Genomic DNA, 15,126 nt, shown 5'->3' on the forward strand with positions numbered 1-15,126 from the left:
GATTGAGCTATCAAAAATTGATTAAAGTGTTAGCAGCTTCTGTTGTAGATGAGTATTTCGAAAGTATTGCGGAATTATTGAATGAAATAGGTGCGATAAGTTTTTGCATTTTAAAGTTTGAAAATAACTTGAGCGAGATTGTAGTAAGTAAAAACATAGAGGGTGATTTATTTTTTGATAGTTCAGACATACAGTTTGATAAGTCAGATTTTAAAGAAGATGTGGCTATAAATTATTTTGATAAACAACTAAAATTTGATTCGATTTTTTATATACACCATAATTCTTCCCTTTTTGCAGCAATACTTATCAATATATCGAATAAAACAAATCTAAATATTCTGAAAGAGAATATTGAGAGAATCTCACAGAGGTATCTTGAAATACTTATTAAGGATAAAAGGACAGAAGTATATGTAGAGTATCAAAAAAAGATAGATTTTGTAAAAGTTGTCAGCAATATTTTTAGGAATCTCTCTATTGACGATTTACTTTCCACCGGGGTTGCCCTTTTCATGGATGTATTTTCTGCAGAGGCAAGTTGCGTGCTTTATGGTGATAAGTTTGTCCCGATAGGTGTCAAAGAGGATGACTTGGCGAAGATAACAGTCAAGGGGGAGCCTTTGTCAGAGATTATTTACAGGTTAGATAAATCGTATTTTTTCAAAGAAGATTTGTTGGCAGATAAGTATAATGTAGAGAATATATTTTTTATTTATGAGCCTAAGTATAAACTTAGAATAATCCTTTTTAATGTAAGTGTTGATTTCGCGCCGGATGTGGAGTTTTCTGAGATTATTTCCAGTATATTGACAATTGCCATGGAAAATGCATATGCACACGAAAAGATGGTGGAGATGAAAGTATATGAATCAGAAATGGATAAGACGGCTGAAATATTAAATATGTTTGTAAACAATGAGATAGTATTTAATTCAGGGGTTAAGGCTTATGGAGTCAGCATTCCCTCAAAGGTAGCCGGCGGTGATTTTTTATATTTAACAGATAACGAAGATGAAATATTTTTGTGTATTGCAGATGTGTGTGGTAAGGGTTATGCGGCTGCAGTGTTAACTGTCGTAATGAGCACAGTGGCAGAGCTTCTTAAAAATGTTAAACACTACGATATACTTGATTTGACAAACAAGTTGTTAGATTTTTTGTTATCTAAAAATCTTGGTGGCAGATTTATTACGCTGTTTTTTGGGGTAATAGATAAGAAAAGCTTGGAGTTAAAATATATATCATTAGGGCATGAGCCGGCATATATTGTAAGAGATAATGCTATAATAGAGCTCCACTCCTCTTTTTTGCCGATGGGGATTATGAAAGAAGAATACGGTATTGAGAAAATCAGATTATCTAATGAGGATTTGCTTTTTCTGTTTACTGACGGAATAATAGAGTATATTGACTATGAAAATTTAAAATACAGGTTAATGGAAATAAAAGATACACCCCTTGAAGATTTTGTAAAAAATCTTTATAAAGAGTGCGTAAAAGATAGAAAGCAGCAGCTTGATGATTTTACCTGTGCAGTCTTAAAAATCTGATTTTTTAAAAGAAGGAGCTAACTTGGAAGATAAATCAAAACAAATACAATCTATGTTTGACAATATTGCAGGCAAATATGATTTGCTGAATAGGTTGTTAAGCTTTAGGCGTGATGTAGCTTGGAGAAGAAAAGCTATCAAAAAGATGGAACTTATTGAAGATATGCTTGTTCTTGACCTTGCTTGCGGAACGGGTGATATGATTTTAGAGCTTAAAAATCAAGTAAGTGGTGTAAATGTTATTGGTGCCGATTTTAGTAAAAATATGCTTAGTATCGCCAAGCAAAAAGGGATTACAGAGCCTTTACTGGCTGCAGATGCCCATTTTTTGCCTTTTAAAGAGAATTCTTTTGATAGAATTATGATTGCTTTTGGTTTTAGAAATGTTGTAGACAAGCAGAAGGGGCTTGAAAATCTGTATAGGGTTTTAAAGCCGGGTGGTAGGGTTTGTATCCTTGAATTTTCACAGCCTGAAGGGGTGATATTTTCAAGAATTTATAGATTCTATTTTACAAAATTATTGCCATTTATAGGTGGAATTATATCAGGTGATAAGAATGCTTATTCTTACCTGCCTGATTCCGTATACAAGTTTCCCAAAAAAGATGTGTATAAAAAAATGATATTAGATGCCGGGTTTAAAGATGTAAAGTTTAATCCCATGACATTTGGCATATGCGATGCAACAATCTGTTATAAGTAAAGTCAAATTTATTTTAGATTATCTTGATAAAAAGTACCCTGATGCGAAATGTTCTTTAAGACATGACAATCCATTTCAACTTTTAATTGCCACAATTTTAAGTGCCCAATGTACGGATGCAAGAGTGAATATTGTTACGGAAAAGCTTTTTGAAAGGTATAAAACTCCTCAAGATTTTGCGGCAGCAGATATTAAAGAGTTGAAAAACATTATCAAACCGACTGGTTTTTTTAATAATAAGGCAATAAATATAAAGAATATGGCAATTAAGCTTATTGAAAATTATAACGGTAACATCCCGCAAAATATGCAAGAGTTATTAAGCCTACCCGGTGTCGGGCGAAAGACTGCCAATGTAATCCTCGGAAACTGTTTTGCCCCCGAAGGGATTGTAGTAGACACTCATGTCAAAAGGGTGTCAAAAAGACTTGGGTTGACAAACAATGATAATCCCGACAAGATTGAAAGTGACCTTGTGAAAATTATTCCTAAAGAGAAGTGGAATATTTTTTCACATCAGGTGATACTTTTTGGCAGAGAGATATGTGCTTCCAGAAAACCAAAGTGTGATGTATGTGGGCTAAATACTATTTGCAGCTATTATAAAGGATATTAAATGGAAATATTATTAAATTTTATGTTTATATTTTTATCAAGGATTGTAGATGTCAGTCTTGGGACGGTAAGGATTATATTAGTCTCAAAGGGGATGCGCGTTCAGGCGAGTATTTTAGGTTTTTTTGAGGTGCTTATCTGGATTGTTGTTGTTGCAAGAGTAATAATGTATGTTTCAAGTCCAATATACTATGTGGCTTTTGCTGCAGGGTTTGCTACCGGCAATTACGTTGGGATGATTTTGGAAGAAAAGCTTGCCTTGGGCAATGTCCTTATTAGAGTTGTTACAAGGTTTGACGCAGAGAGGCTTGTTGAAGTACTTAGAAATGAAAATTTTATAGTTACTTCAATAGATGGTGAAGGGAAGGATGGCCCTGTGAAGGTAATATTTGGTATACTTAAGAGAAAAAGTGCTCGAAAGTTTATTAAATTAGTCAATCAATATAACCCCAATGCGTTTTATACGGTCGAAAACGTTACATCTGTAAGTAAGTTTGAAAATGACCCTGTGTTGAAAAAGAGACTTTTTATGAACAACCTTATAAGGAAATAGATATGCTTTATTTTGATATGACATCAGGTATTTCAGGCGATATTACGCTTGCATTGTTGTCGCAATATTTTGGTGGTTTGAAAGAGTTTTCAGGCGAAGTGTCAAGTTTATTAAAAACGAAAGTGCAGCTTTCTTTTAAAGATGTATTTATTAACGGGATTTTATGTAAGCGGCTATCAATAGATATTGAAAAAGAGCCGCACATTCATAGAAATTTTAGGGATATAAAAAATATTATCTTTAACTCTGATTTTGAAGAGAATATAAAAACAGATGCTATAAAAATATTTGAACTTATTGCTGAGGCTGAGGGGAAGATACACGGCAAATCTATAGATGAAGTCCACTTTCATGAAGTGGGTGCTATTGACTCTATTATCGATATATTAGGTGCTTCATGGTTTTATAATAAACTTAATCGGCCAAAAATTACTGCATCAAAAATCAAAATTGGAAACGGCATTGTTAACTCTGCCCACGGGCTAATCCCTGTGCCTGCACCTGCAACACTTGAGATAATAAAGGGGATAGAGTTTAAAAGAATTGATATCGATGAAGAGCTTACTACCCCTACAGGGGCAGCTTTAATGAAATATTTCAGCACTAAATTTACAAATAATATAAGCGGAAATATAGAAAAAATTTTTTATGCTACCGGGACAAAAACCTTTAAAAATTTGCCAAATATCTCAAGGCTGTTGGTATTAAAAGAAGATGAGAAGAGTGATGAAGATATTGTCGTATGTGAAACAAATATAGATGATATGCCTCCGGAATTTTTTGACAATGTTATGAAGCAACTTTTTGACAGTGGTTGCAAGGATGTCTTTTTTACGCCTATTTTAATGAAAAAAAACAGACCTGCCTACAAGATTTCAGCCTTAGTTGAAAGCAAGTATCTTGGTAAGGTTAGTGAAATTTTGCTTACTCAGACATCTTCTTTTGGGCTTAGGTATTACAATGTAAATAGAGTTATTGCTGAGCGAGAATTTAAAGAGGTAGAATATGAGGGGCATTATGTAAGTGTAAAATATGGCAAATTTAATGAGTTTGTCAAATTTAGCCCTGAATATGAAGATGTGGTAAAGGTAGCTGAAAAAATAGGCGAGCCACCTTATGAGGTCTATAAAAAAATAATTGGCATGTTATATAGGGGTCAAAATTGACAACAGTAGGAAAGATTTCCGGTAAAATTAAATACATACCTTATATAAAAGAATTAGAGCAGTTAGAAAATGAATGTAATATTCAAATATTTCTGGTTGGCGGCACGGTAAGGGACTTGATTCTTGACAGAGAGATAGCTGATTTGGATATCATTGCTTTTGGGCAAGATTATGAGAAGGTTGCAGAAGTATTTGCAAACAAAATAAATGCCACACCGATAAAATTTAAAGATAATGTAAGGATTGTTAAAAAAGGTTTTTCTATAGATGTTTCAAAGACAAGGGGGATTAGCCTCGAAGAAGATTTGTTAAAGAGAGACTTTACCATTAATAATTTGGCTATGAGTTTGAAAGGGGACATTTTTGGCGATTTGACTGACATCCTCTTAAGAAAGATACGCGCTGTTTCCGAAGAAAGTATTTTGGATGATCCCCTTAGGATATTAAGAGCTTTTAGGTTTTTAAGTGAGTTTGATTTTGAAATAACTGCAGAGACTTTTGATTTTATAAAAAAATACCGTGAAAAGTTAAGCAGTGTGGCAAGTGAAAGAATATATGCGGAGCTTAAAAAAACAGTTTTGGGAGAATATTTTTTAAAAGCCTTTGATTATATGAAAGAATTAGGAATTTTTGACATAATTATTCCGGAGCTTAACTGTTTGAAAGGTAAAGATAGAGGGATATATCACAATCATGACCCATATGAGCATACATTTTGTGCTACAAGGAGCACATATGAGTATGGAAAACAAGTTGGTATAGAAGGTGAAAAGCTTTTTCTGCTATTTGTTTCAGCCCTACTGCACGATATAGGAAAGGGATTGCCTGAGTATCTTGAGACACACGGGAAATATATTGGACATGAAATTAAAGGTGCAAAACTTGCTTGTGATATATTGAAAAGACTTAGCTTTTCCGCCAAAGAGATAAAGTTTATTAAGACTATGATAGAAAATCATACTAAAATCAGAATCTATGCCGTAAATAGCGCCAAGGAAAATACGCTGAAGATGTTTATCTTTGACTACAATGAATTACTTGATTATCTGTATGTAATTACTATCGGTGATAACAGTTGTAAGCCTATAGAGCTTAATAAGATTTTAGATACTATAGATAAAATAAAGGGGCTGAGAAATGATATTGATTTTGATAAGAGCAAGCTTATAAGAGGGGAAGATTTAATCAAGCTTGGTCTTAAGCCTTCTGAAAGTTTTAAAAAAATACTAAAAGATGTAAAGTTTAAACTTTCAACAGGCAACTTAAAGGATAAAGATGATGCCATAAAATATATAACTTCAAATTACAGGGAGGCCTTATGAAATTTTTAAGATTTTCCAAGGACAAAGTTGAAATGAAAGGAATTTATGAGGATGGTAAGATAAAGAGAATAATCGGCTCTTTTTTTGACAATTATACTGTTACCGACGAGATTTACAGTGAAGATGAAGTAATATTTTTGCCGCCGGTTATCCCTTCAAAATTTGTTTGTGTAGGCAGAAACTATGCAGAGCACGCTAAAGAGCTTGGCAATGAAGTCCCCACAGAGCCGTTGATATTTTTAAAGCCTTCAACAGCTGCTAATTCTCACAAGGGGGATATCTTGTATCCGCCAATGTCAAATAAGGTCGACCATGAAGCTGAATTGGCAGTTGTAATCGGTAAAAAATGCAGCCAGGTTTCTGAAAAAGATGCAATGAAATATGTGTTTGGATATACATGTTTAAATGATATTACAGCAAGGGATATTCAAAAGAAAGAAAATAAATTTACAAGGGCTAAGTCATTTGACACTTTTGCACCATTCGGCCCTTTTATTGAGACCGAGTTTAACTACGAAAATGTTGGGGTAAGGTGTAGGGTAAATGGTGAAATTAGGCAGGATGGAAATACAAAAGATATGATTTTCAAAATACCTTTTCTTATTTCATTTATTTCAAATATTATGACCCTTTTGCCGGGGGATGTTATTGCTACAGGCACCCCTTCAGGAGTTGGTGGACTAAATATAGGGGATACTGTTGAAATTGAGATTGATGGACTTGGAAAATTAGTAAACTATGTCAAAGCAAGAAATTAAATGCTTTATGTGTGGTGCCTGCTGTGTAGCGTATGATATATCTACGTTAAAAAAACCGGCAGGCACCCCTTGTAAATTTTTATGTGAAGACGGCAAATGTGGCAATTATGAAAACAGACCTAAGGTATGTAGAGATTTCAAGCCGGATGAAATATGCGTGCTTATTTCTACACTTGACTTTAAAGATAAGGTTAAGGTGATTCAAAGGATTTATGGGATATCCGAAGAGTAGATTACTGCTTTCTGTAGAGAAATTTTCTTAAAAAACTATACATTTTTTCTTCATCCAATTTGAATGTTATTTCCGGTATTTTGTCAGTGTCAAGAGTATAAATCACCTCTTCCTTTTCCAAGATAAAAAGAGCTTTTAATATTTCTGATTGTTCTAAGTGCATCATTTCTGTAAGTTTTTTTAAGTGAATACCTATATTTTTGATTTTTTTGTTCACAAATGTGTCAATCAGGTAAAAGGATACAGTTGATATTAACTTATATTCCAAGGCGTTAGCGTATTTATTGTTAATTTCATTCAATCTTTCAATGAGTGAGCTCATTACTGAAAAATTAAATTTAGGTATTTTTGATGCAGCCTGTAAAAATGTATTCTTCGAAAAAGCTATCACTTCCACATCCGTTTTGGCTCTTACCGATGCAGATCTTTTGTTTTCGAGGAATACAGCCATTTCACCGAATATGCTTATATCGTTTATTGTATTTATCGTATAAAGTGAGCCTGCATCATCTTGCTTAAGTATCTCAAGGATACCGCTTTTTAAAATATATACAGAATCCGCTTCGTCCCCTTCTTTAAAAATAAACTTCCCCGGTTCAAATTTTTCAATTTTCCCCGATTTTTCCAACAGCTTGAGTATATTGTCATCAATGCTAATATTTTTCATTTCGACTCCTGCACATATTTTAGCACATAAATATACTTTGACGCAAAAAAATGTTGACTTTTTTAAGGTGTTTTGATAATGGTATCAGTCCTTGATAAGAGGGGTTTTCTTATGTGCGCCCGTAGCTCAGCTGGATAGAGCAACGGACTTCTAATCCGTAGGTCAGAGGTTCGAATCCTCTCGGGCGCGTTTTTGTGGTGGGTGTAGCTCAGTTGGTAGAGCCCAGGATTGTGGCTCCTGTTGTCGCGGGTTCGATCCCCGTCACTCACCCTTTTGAGGAAATATTGCGAGTGTGGCGGAACTGGTAGACGCGCTAGACTTAGGATCTAGTGTCTTTCGGCGTGGGGGTTCAAGTCCCTCCACTCGCATAAATCACTGCGGGTGTAGCTCAGTTGGTAGAGCGCGACCTTGCCAAGGTTGAGGTCGCCGGTTCGAGTCCGGTCACCCGCTTTCTTTGTGTCTATCATACTACTTCATGCTCTTTCATGTTCCTTTATTTTACAAGCACTTATAAGGAATTTTTAATTTTTCCTAATTCTGTCAATCATTGTTTTTACTCAAAAAACGAGTATGAAAACGAGTATAAAAGAATATTTGGCAATTCTATACTCGTTTTTGAAACAAAGTGCTTGTTTATGAGTAAGTTGTAAAAAATTTTTGTAATTTTTTACAATTTTCTCTCATCAAAACTTTACTCACAAATATTACATAATAAAATTTGTGAGGTGTTGTTATGGCAAAAAAGGACATGTCAGAAAAAGAAGTTAAAAATCTCAAACCGTCTGAAGATTCTGTTGATAAGCACAGGGTATCTGAAAAACTGTACATTTACGTTTATCCTAATTGGAAAAAGAAATGGTATTACCGTCAACGTAATAATTCAGATATACTTATTGGCGAGTATCCGATAGTTTCATATGCCGAAGCTTTTACCATAAGAGATGAAATGAGAAATTCAGAAAATATGGGTATGCCTCTAAGGAGAGAAGTTACTGTCGATGATATGTTTAATAAGTATTTCGATTTAAAAAGTAACAGTTGGTCTGGCTATACTAAAAAAAGAAAAGTACAAATTTATGAGAAAGACATTAAGCCAATCCTGGGTAATATGGAAATACAAAAGGTAACCATACATAATATTTTAAAAGTTATCAAAGTTGTCGAAGATAGAGATGCTCTTCATACTTTGGAAAAGGTTGTAGTAATAATTAAAAATATATTTAATAAGGCTTGCAGCTTTGGATATATAAAAATTAATCCTGCTAGTGAATTAGAAAACATAATAAAAAAACCGGTAAGAAAGAACTATGCTGCATTAACAGAGCCTGAAGATATAAGTACCCTTGTAAAAGGCATTGATTATTATAGGGGCAATTTTATTGTAAAAATGGCTTTAAAGTTTCTTTTATTAACTGCTCAGAGAAGTTTTACTGTAAGAGCTGCAAAGTGGAAGGATATAGACTTAGAAAATGCTATTTGGAATATCCCTGCTGAGGATATGAAAATGAAAACACCTCTTAGACTACCCTTATCAAAACAGGCTGTAGAACTATTAAAAGAAATTAAACAGTATACTGGGAATAAGAAATATGTGTTTTATTCATTTCGCTCTAAAAAAGAGATATTAAGTGAGAATACATTTAATACAGCACTAAGAAGGATTGGCTTTAGTAGTGATGAAACAGTGGCTCATGGATTTAGGGCAAGTTTTATGACTTGTATGGCAGAAATGGGTTTTCCGGTTGATGTTTTAAACCTTATTCTTGACCATAAGAAAAGAAGTAAAATTGAAGCAGCTTATAATAGGTCTGAAAAGTTTGAAGATAAAAAGATAGTATTACAGGCTTGGGCTGATTATCTTGATAAGTTAAAAGTAACTGATAAACCTTCTGCTGTTAAAGTAAAAGTTGCTAAGACAAGTGTAGAATCATATTCAATAATAGAAAGGGTATCCTGAATGGATACCCTTTTTAATCTTCATTTTTGGCATTTTCAATAAATTCAATGATATCTGACAGCCGCCATAGTTTAACCCCCATATCTAATTCTATCGGTTTGGGAAATATGCCGGATTTCATGCCCCTTCTGAAAGTGCTTTCAGAAACGTTAAAATATTTGAGTACTTCTTTTAAACGAATAAAACCATTTTCATACATTTGTCCACCCCCTTAAAAAATATTTCTTTAAAATAAAATTGAGTCAAATTTTGATTGCAGTTTTTTTATATTATTTCCTGAATGATTTTATAAACTTTACTACGTTGTATAAGGGTAACTCTTTGCGAAATCTTCTATTTATCTGTTTGATAAATTTATTGACTGAATAGAGAATATCTTTTGCGTAAGTGACGGATATTTGGTTTTTCCTAACCTGATTCAAAATAAAATGATAAAATCCATTAAGCTCATTTTGTGATAGTTTCTCAAATGATTTGAGCATTGTTCTTGTTTCAAGATAATAAATAAAATACTTCTCAATTATTCGGTAGTCTTGAGCTACGGTTGATTTGCTACCGGTAATTTTAAATCTTCTTTTAAATTGCTCTAATAAATTCATAATATCACCTCCCCAAATAAGAATTTGTTATTTCTAATCTATGATGCCCTAATTCTTCAGAAACAATTAATCTTGCTTCTTTTATTAGTTCTACTGTTTCATTAATTGATATGTTAAGTTTTGATGCTGCATAATTAAGATATTCTTCTTTTGACAGTCCTATTTTTGCAGGAGGCTCAACCCCTGTTAATTCTTTATATCTTTCTTGTGCGTAGTGGTGTCTTTCCCCGTGATAGTGAAATTGTTCACCGTATTCATTATTAAAATTGGTGACTGTATGGTAGGCAAAGGTTTGCCATATCTTAAAATTCATATTGTCAGGGATAAGTGACCTTGTATAATTATTCTCTTTTCTGAATTCCTGTATTTGCTTGATTAAATTTAATGCTTTTTCAGTAACAGGGACTTGTCTTGCCTGTCCCCCTTTGGTGCCATTTACTATGGTTATAGTTTGATTAGATTTATTTAATTTAGCCCCATCAAATAGAGTAGATTCTTTAAATCTTAGTCCTAATTCTCTCTGCAATTGAACACTAAGTTTTAATGCTTGAAATCTTGAATCTCCGGTTTGATTAAGTTTATCATTTAAATAATTTAAAAATTTATCGTGAACAACAGCAGAAACACTTTTATCTTTATTGTCATATTTTGGACCTCTACTTAATCCTTCTTCTTTTGCTGATAGTTTTAAATCATCTCTGCCAAAATGATTAAATACAGTATTTAGACATGAGACTATATTTGCTGCATTAGCTAAAGCAATTTCTCCAGCATTAACCTTTTCCCTGAGATGTTCAGCAAATGTAGCCATGTGTTCACGTTCAAGCTTGGCTAAGTTTTTTAAATCAAACTCTTCCTTAATAAAACCTGCTAATGTTCGAATAGCATAGGCAGACTTTTCAATACTGCCTTTATTACCACTCTTAACAACTGCCATAGCAAGATTAAAGCTTCCGGCCTTTCTTGATAAATCTTTTTCCCCAATAAAATTTCTTCGCATGTTTTCACCTCTTTAAAAAATTAATCAAAATAAAATATTAATGAGTAAAGTTTTGGTGATAGAAATTTTGGTTAATCAACCAAAATAAGTTTAGACAATTTTCAGTTTCTTAGATTTTTCATGCTGCAAGATATATTTGTTAGCGAAATTCTCCTGATTTTAAGGTTCAGGATACCTGTGAAAAATCTATATAAACCTACAATAATGTAGGATAGCAAAGGATTCTATCTGTAATAAATTGTGCCATGATGCAGCTTAACAAGGCACGCAACAATTGCAATATTAGATTGCAAATAGTGCTTCTATTACAGTTTTTCTGTTTTTTCTGTAAAGTTAACCTGTTGGTAGATAAATACACTCTCACGGCTTTCACATTTCCTACGGCTATGTGAAAGCCGCTTGGAGAGGTTACTTTACAGTTTGCTTTCATTGATAAAAAGAGGATTGTTTCATTTTGTGCTAAAGTAGATTACCAGCTTATTTATGCAACACTGTGCATATATACATTTGCATTGTCTATCCTTTACATCAACGCACAAAATAAAACTCTAACTTACCATTATTATTTGTCTGTTGTATAACTCCTGGCTGTTTTTGTAGGTATGTTGAACGCATACTTCATAGAAATTGTGTTTGGACTAACCGCATATTAATAAACTTCCTTTCAGCTATCCCAAACCTCATCGCCTAATATATAATAAAAGTTAGTCAAAATTTGGTGGTAGTTTTTTGGGCAATTTTTTACTAGGTCGTAACTACTATATAAATCTATTAGTCAATATCAAAGTACCCTATTTAAGTTAAATACGATAATTAACTAAAATGTGTATCCATCCACAAATCAAAATAGTATTAGCCCTACTACAATTATTTTTATTCATATTATTATAAATTTTTTTATTAAACTGAATTAGTAAAATATGCCATTTTTGTTATTATTGCTTTATTGCCAAGATGTTATGTAATATCTTTGAAGTATTCCCATTATAAATTCTTGTTTAATATAGTTTTTGTATAAAAATAAAGTGAGAAATTATTTGAGCCTTGACATAGGAAGAATAGTTGTGTTATTTCTTAAAAAAGTTTATTTTATAAAACATACAATACATACAATACATACCCAAACAATTTAATATGAAAGTGAAGATAATTCATAGCGTGTATTGTAGCTGTGCAAAATAAAATACTAGGGGTGTAGTTATGCGATTTAAAATTGCAATACTGTTAGTATCCGTTTTAGTAAGTTTTATGGCAGTTTCATGTGGCGGTGGTGGCGGTAGTGATGGTGATGGTGATGGTAGTACAGATATCCCAAGTTGGAGTATATCATCTAATTCAGTCTACGGTATCAATCAATCTGCTCAAATTGATATGAGAGGAGCAACTTATTATTATATAAAAGCTGAATCTTTAAACGAAGAAATAAGCCAGCTTTTTCAAATCAACCAAATAACTTCATTTGGGATAGTTTATGATTATACTTTAAATAATGTTGATTATTGCAAGCCAGATAAATTGTATTACGATGTATATACAGAAGAATATTTGTATGGACCTTCTAACACGATAGTTTATTCTGATTCATATTATGGTACTTATTATTATAATGATTTGTATGATTATAATACACCATGTGTTATTGATTATGTTTATGCTCAAAACTTTGTTAATTTATTAGAGCAAGCTTTAAATTCTCAGGGCGACTCAGCTAATTGTGAATTAACAGATTTTTACGTTGCAAATGGTAAGTACTACATGAGAATGTATTGTTCTGGTTATAGTGAGGGTTACCCAGTGAGGGTAGAAGCCAGATACTATAATTGAATAAGCTAGGTAGGTAGTTAAGGTTTAGCTATCTACCTATTAACTGAAGATATTATAATTTCTATAAAGTGAGATGTTTATGGTGGCATGTATAGCAGCTCATTGTGAGAGTTTAAAGATGAGGCTACTAAAAAATACCATATTTAAGTTTTTTTGCTAAAGAAAGAAAACTAGGATATCAACAACTCCTACTTTTAAGAGTTATTATTTAAAAAGGAATTTCAAAAGTATTTTTAGGAGTTGTAACATCTTTAGTTTTTTAGATATTAATAACTATAAAGTTTAGACTTGAAAAAAAATTTAAATTAGTCATGATTTACTAATAAGATGGGTAAAGTTTAATTGGTGAAAAAAGAGTAAAGAAACGAGTAAAAACAATGTATGTTGAAAAAAAGCTTTGTAAAGATAAGATGTTAGAGCTTAAATCGAGTCCGGTCACCCGCTTTCTTATTAAAGTGTCCTTATTTTATCTGTTCTGTCAATAACTGCTATTTGCTCCCTTTTTTGTGTAAATGTTCCTACATAACCCTTATTGCAGCTTTTTGAATCTATTGCTTAGACTTGAATTATTTGTTAAGCTTATGGAAATAGAAAGTAAGGAGGTTTGATTATGAAAGTGGTTAGATTTAACAATGCCGAGAGTTATGAGCCAGAGAAGGATTGGAAAAGGGTGAGTCTTTGTAACCAAAATGACATTTCAATAGAACATTTCGTAAAACCGCCAAAGCATTCATCCCCAAAACATTCACATCCTAATGCTCAGATATTGATTGTACTTAAAGGTAAATTGGAAATTTGGACAAAAGAGGATGGGGCTGTGGTGCTGGATGAAATGGATACTGCTTACATAGATGGAGATCAGGAGCATATTGTTACAAATCCGCTTGAAGATGTTGTGTCTGTAGGGCTTGACATATTTGTTCCCGGCAGGTCTTTTGATTTTTGGTTGAAGAAGAAGGAATTGCTTGATAATAAATAAGGCGGGAAATCCCCGCCCTTTTTTTATAGTTTTTTAAGGCTCAATCTTACTACCTAATACTTCCAGAAACTTTCTCATCCATTCAGGATGTGCAGGCCATGCTGGTGCTGTTACAAAATTTTTATCTACAATAGCGTTTGAAAAAGTATTATTTACATCGCACCATCTACCCCCTGATTTTACAATATCAGGCATAACGGCAGGGTAAGCTGTGCAAGAAACATTTTTTAATACATCAGCTGCAACTAAAATTTGCTGCCCATGGCAAATAGAGGCAATTGGTTTATTATTTTCCGCAAATTCTTTTACAATCTGTATAAGCCTTGGGTTCAATCTCAGATATTCGGGGGCTCTGCCTCCGGGTATTACAAGTGCATCATAGTCCTTTACATCAACCTTGTCGAAGTCGGCATTGATTGCAAAATTGTGCCCAGGTTTTTCTGAATAAGTTTGATCCCCTTCAAAATCGTGTACGGCTGTTTTGACAGTGTCACCTGGTTTTTTGCCGGGACAAACTGTATCTACCTTGTGCCCTACCATTGTAAGTATTTGATAAGGAACCATAGCTTCATAATCTTCTACAAAGTCCCCGACTAACATCAATATTTTTTTTGCACTCATAGTTCACCTCAATACAATTTTTATTGTGGAAACTGACAAATATATTATAGCACAATTTTAGGCGAGTTTCTTATGGTAATTGCCCTATTTTTAAAAATAGATTTCCATGCGACAAATAACACTAATTAAACCGTGCATAAATCTTTTATAATAAGTCCCTTTTATGTCCCCTAAATTTGGAGATTGTTAAATATGATTATTTGATAGGTAATTGTAAAGAGAAAGAAACAGAGAAAGAGGGATTTGTAAAGTCCAAATCAGTCTCAGATTGTCCAAAATATTTTTTATTATCAACAACATATACTGCTAATATTACAATATCACTTACATGTATCTACATATTTAGTCCCATCAGGGGAGCCTTTTTAGAAACATAAAATTGTACTAAACAGCTAACTTTGATTAAAATATTTTTTTCAAAGTTTACTCTCTAATTTTTTATCAGTGAACGCTTGTACTATATTTTTATGATTTTTTCAATTTTATTTTTTCCTGCCATCACCCCATTTTTTGCACCTTTAAGCAACAAGTAAACTTTTCTTTCTTCTCATTTTTCCTAACTCATTAATCCGCTGTT

16 protein-coding genes and 4 tRNA genes are annotated in these 15,126 nt (G+C 32.9%); 15 read left to right on the forward strand and 5 right to left on the reverse strand.

Annotation, left to right across the window (positions count from 1 at the left end; translation table 11 throughout):
* Nucleotides 1–2: 2 nt before the first annotated feature.
* The 8 genes from LF845_RS07535 to LF845_RS07570 are packed head-to-tail and all read left to right on the forward strand — an operon-like array spanning nt 3 to nt 6,902.
* Nucleotides 3–1,553: a PP2C family protein-serine/threonine phosphatase gene (locus LF845_RS07535; RefSeq protein WP_242820400.1), complete on the forward strand. Its 1,551-nt coding sequence runs from the start codon at nt 3–5 to the stop codon at nt 1,551–1,553.
* A gap of 22 nt (nt 1,554–1,575) precedes the next feature.
* The gene (ubiE, locus tag LF845_RS07540; RefSeq protein ID WP_242820401.1) at nt 1,576–2,256 is read left to right on the forward strand and encodes a bifunctional demethylmenaquinone methyltransferase/2-methoxy-6-polyprenyl-1,4-benzoquinol methylase UbiE; all 681 of its coding nucleotides are present in this window, start codon (nt 1,576–1,578) and stop codon (nt 2,254–2,256) included.
* Nucleotides 2,234–2,872 carry an endonuclease III gene (gene nth, locus LF845_RS07545; protein WP_242820402.1) on the forward strand — a complete coding sequence of 213 codons (639 nt, stop codon included), beginning with the start codon at nt 2,234–2,236 and terminating at the stop codon, nt 2,870–2,872. The genes ubiE and nth overlap by 23 nt, the downstream gene beginning before the upstream one ends.
* Entirely contained in the window at nt 2,873–3,424 is a 552-nt protein-coding gene (locus tag LF845_RS07550; protein ID WP_242820403.1) for a DUF2179 domain-containing protein, read from the forward strand.
* Nucleotides 3,425–3,426: 2 nt separating this feature from the next.
* Nucleotides 3,427–4,590: a nickel pincer cofactor biosynthesis protein LarC gene (gene larC, locus LF845_RS07555; RefSeq protein WP_242820404.1), complete on the forward strand. Its 1,164-nt coding sequence runs from the start codon at nt 3,427–3,429 to the stop codon at nt 4,588–4,590.
* The gene (locus LF845_RS07560) at nt 4,587–5,912 is read left to right on the forward strand and encodes a CCA tRNA nucleotidyltransferase (RefSeq protein ID WP_242820405.1); all 1,326 of its coding nucleotides are present in this window, start codon (nt 4,587–4,589) and stop codon (nt 5,910–5,912) included. Before larC ends, LF845_RS07560 begins: the two co-directional genes overlap by 4 nt.
* Nucleotides 5,909–6,670, forward strand: coding sequence for a fumarylacetoacetate hydrolase family protein (locus LF845_RS07565; protein WP_242820406.1), 762 nt, complete (start codon nt 5,909–5,911; stop codon nt 6,668–6,670). The genes LF845_RS07560 and LF845_RS07565 overlap by 4 nt, the downstream gene beginning before the upstream one ends.
* The gene (locus tag LF845_RS07570) at nt 6,651–6,902 is read left to right on the forward strand and encodes a YkgJ family cysteine cluster protein (protein ID WP_242820407.1); all 252 of its coding nucleotides are present in this window, start codon (nt 6,651–6,653) and stop codon (nt 6,900–6,902) included. Before LF845_RS07565 ends, LF845_RS07570 begins: the two co-directional genes overlap by 20 nt.
* Before the next feature lies 1 nt (nt 6,903).
* On the opposite strand, the gene LF845_RS07575 is transcribed toward LF845_RS07570, so the two are convergent.
* Nucleotides 6,904–7,569: a cyclic nucleotide-binding domain-containing protein gene (locus LF845_RS07575; protein WP_242820408.1), complete on the reverse strand. Its 666-nt coding sequence runs from the start codon at nt 7,567–7,569 to the stop codon at nt 6,904–6,906.
* Between the two features lie 115 nt (nt 7,570–7,684).
* Here LF845_RS07575 and LF845_RS07580 point away from each other — a divergent pair.
* The 5 genes from LF845_RS07580 to LF845_RS07600 all read left to right on the forward strand — a co-directional run bounded on the left by LF845_RS07580 (nt 7,685) and on the right by LF845_RS07600 (nt 9,526).
* A tRNA-Arg gene (locus LF845_RS07580) sits at nt 7,685–7,758 on the forward strand.
* Between the two features lie 8 nt (nt 7,759–7,766).
* A tRNA-His gene (locus tag LF845_RS07585) sits at nt 7,767–7,839 on the forward strand.
* Between the two features lie 16 nt (nt 7,840–7,855).
* Nucleotides 7,856–7,937: transfer RNA gene (locus LF845_RS07590), tRNA-Leu, on the forward strand.
* 9 nt (nt 7,938–7,946) lie between these two features.
* Nucleotides 7,947–8,019: transfer RNA gene (locus tag LF845_RS07595), tRNA-Gly, on the forward strand.
* Between the two features lie 283 nt (nt 8,020–8,302).
* Nucleotides 8,303–9,526: a tyrosine-type recombinase/integrase gene (locus LF845_RS07600; protein ID WP_242820409.1), complete on the forward strand. Its 1,224-nt coding sequence runs from the start codon at nt 8,303–8,305 to the stop codon at nt 9,524–9,526.
* Between the two features lie 13 nt (nt 9,527–9,539).
* Here LF845_RS07600 and LF845_RS07605 read toward each other — a convergent pair whose 3' ends face one another.
* The 3 genes from LF845_RS07605 to LF845_RS07615 all read right to left on the reverse strand — a co-directional run bounded on the left by LF845_RS07605 (nt 9,540) and on the right by LF845_RS07615 (nt 11,125).
* A complete protein-coding gene (locus tag LF845_RS07605) occupies nt 9,540–9,725 on the reverse strand; it encodes a helix-turn-helix transcriptional regulator (protein WP_242820410.1) in 186 nt (61 codons plus the stop codon).
* A 70-nt stretch (nt 9,726–9,795) separates the two neighbouring features.
* Nucleotides 9,796–10,125 (reverse strand): hypothetical protein, encoded by a 330-nt coding sequence (locus tag LF845_RS07610; protein ID WP_242820411.1) that lies wholly within the window; start codon nt 10,123–10,125, stop codon nt 9,796–9,798.
* Between the two features lie 4 nt (nt 10,126–10,129).
* Complete coding sequence (locus LF845_RS07615) at nt 10,130–11,125, reverse strand: integrase domain-containing protein (RefSeq protein ID WP_242820412.1); 996 nt, start codon at nt 11,123–11,125, stop codon at nt 10,130–10,132.
* A 1,248-nt stretch (nt 11,126–12,373) separates the two neighbouring features.
* Here LF845_RS07615 and LF845_RS07620 point away from each other — a divergent pair.
* Nucleotides 12,374–12,949 (forward strand): hypothetical protein, encoded by a 576-nt coding sequence (locus LF845_RS07620; RefSeq protein WP_242820413.1) that lies wholly within the window; start codon nt 12,374–12,376, stop codon nt 12,947–12,949.
* Between the two features lie 610 nt (nt 12,950–13,559).
* Entirely contained in the window at nt 13,560–13,928 is a 369-nt protein-coding gene (locus LF845_RS07625) for a cupin domain-containing protein (protein WP_242820414.1), read from the forward strand.
* A gap of 33 nt (nt 13,929–13,961) precedes the next feature.
* Here the strand turns inward: LF845_RS07625 and LF845_RS07630 are convergent, their stop codons facing one another.
* Nucleotides 13,962–14,549 (reverse strand): DJ-1/PfpI family protein, encoded by a 588-nt coding sequence (locus LF845_RS07630; protein WP_242820415.1) that lies wholly within the window; start codon nt 14,547–14,549, stop codon nt 13,962–13,964.
* Nucleotides 14,550–15,126 lie beyond the last annotated feature (577 nt).

It is taken from the genome of Deferrivibrio essentukiensis (genome assembly GCF_020480685.1).
GTDB classification, from domain to species: domain Bacteria; phylum Chrysiogenota; class Deferribacteres; order Deferribacterales; family Deferrivibrionaceae; genus Deferrivibrio; species Deferrivibrio essentukiensis.

Coding starts and splice junctions, on each gene's coding strand:
- nth (WP_242820402.1), top strand. CDS start 2,234: ATGCAACAATCTGTTATAAGTAAAGTCAAATTTATTTTAGATTATCTT.
- LF845_RS07550 (WP_242820403.1), top strand. CDS start 2,873: ATGGAAATATTATTAAATTTTATGTTTATATTTTTATCAAGGATTGTA.
- larC (WP_242820404.1), top strand. CDS start 3,427: ATGCTTTATTTTGATATGACATCAGGTATTTCAGGCGATATTACGCTT.
- LF845_RS07565 (WP_242820406.1), top strand. CDS start 5,909: ATGAAATTTTTAAGATTTTCCAAGGACAAAGTTGAAATGAAAGGAATT.
- LF845_RS07570 (WP_242820407.1), top strand. CDS start 6,651: ATGTCAAAGCAAGAAATTAAATGCTTTATGTGTGGTGCCTGCTGTGTA.
- LF845_RS07575 (WP_242820408.1), bottom strand. CDS start 7,569: ATGAAAAATATTAGCATTGATGACAATATACTCAAGCTGTTGGAAAAA.
- LF845_RS07600 (WP_242820409.1), top strand. CDS start 8,303: ATGGCAAAAAAGGACATGTCAGAAAAAGAAGTTAAAAATCTCAAACCG.
- LF845_RS07605 (WP_242820410.1), bottom strand. CDS start 9,725: ATGTATGAAAATGGTTTTATTCGTTTAAAAGAAGTACTCAAATATTTT.
- LF845_RS07610 (WP_242820411.1), bottom strand. CDS start 10,125: ATGAATTTATTAGAGCAATTTAAAAGAAGATTTAAAATTACCGGTAGC.
- LF845_RS07615 (WP_242820412.1), bottom strand. CDS start 11,125: ATGCGAAGAAATTTTATTGGGGAAAAAGATTTATCAAGAAAGGCCGGA.
- LF845_RS07620 (WP_242820413.1), top strand. CDS start 12,374: ATGGCAGTTTCATGTGGCGGTGGTGGCGGTAGTGATGGTGATGGTGAT.
- LF845_RS07625 (WP_242820414.1), top strand. CDS start 13,560: ATGAAAGTGGTTAGATTTAACAATGCCGAGAGTTATGAGCCAGAGAAG.
- LF845_RS07630 (WP_242820415.1), bottom strand. CDS start 14,549: ATGAGTGCAAAAAAAATATTGATGTTAGTCGGGGACTTTGTAGAAGAT.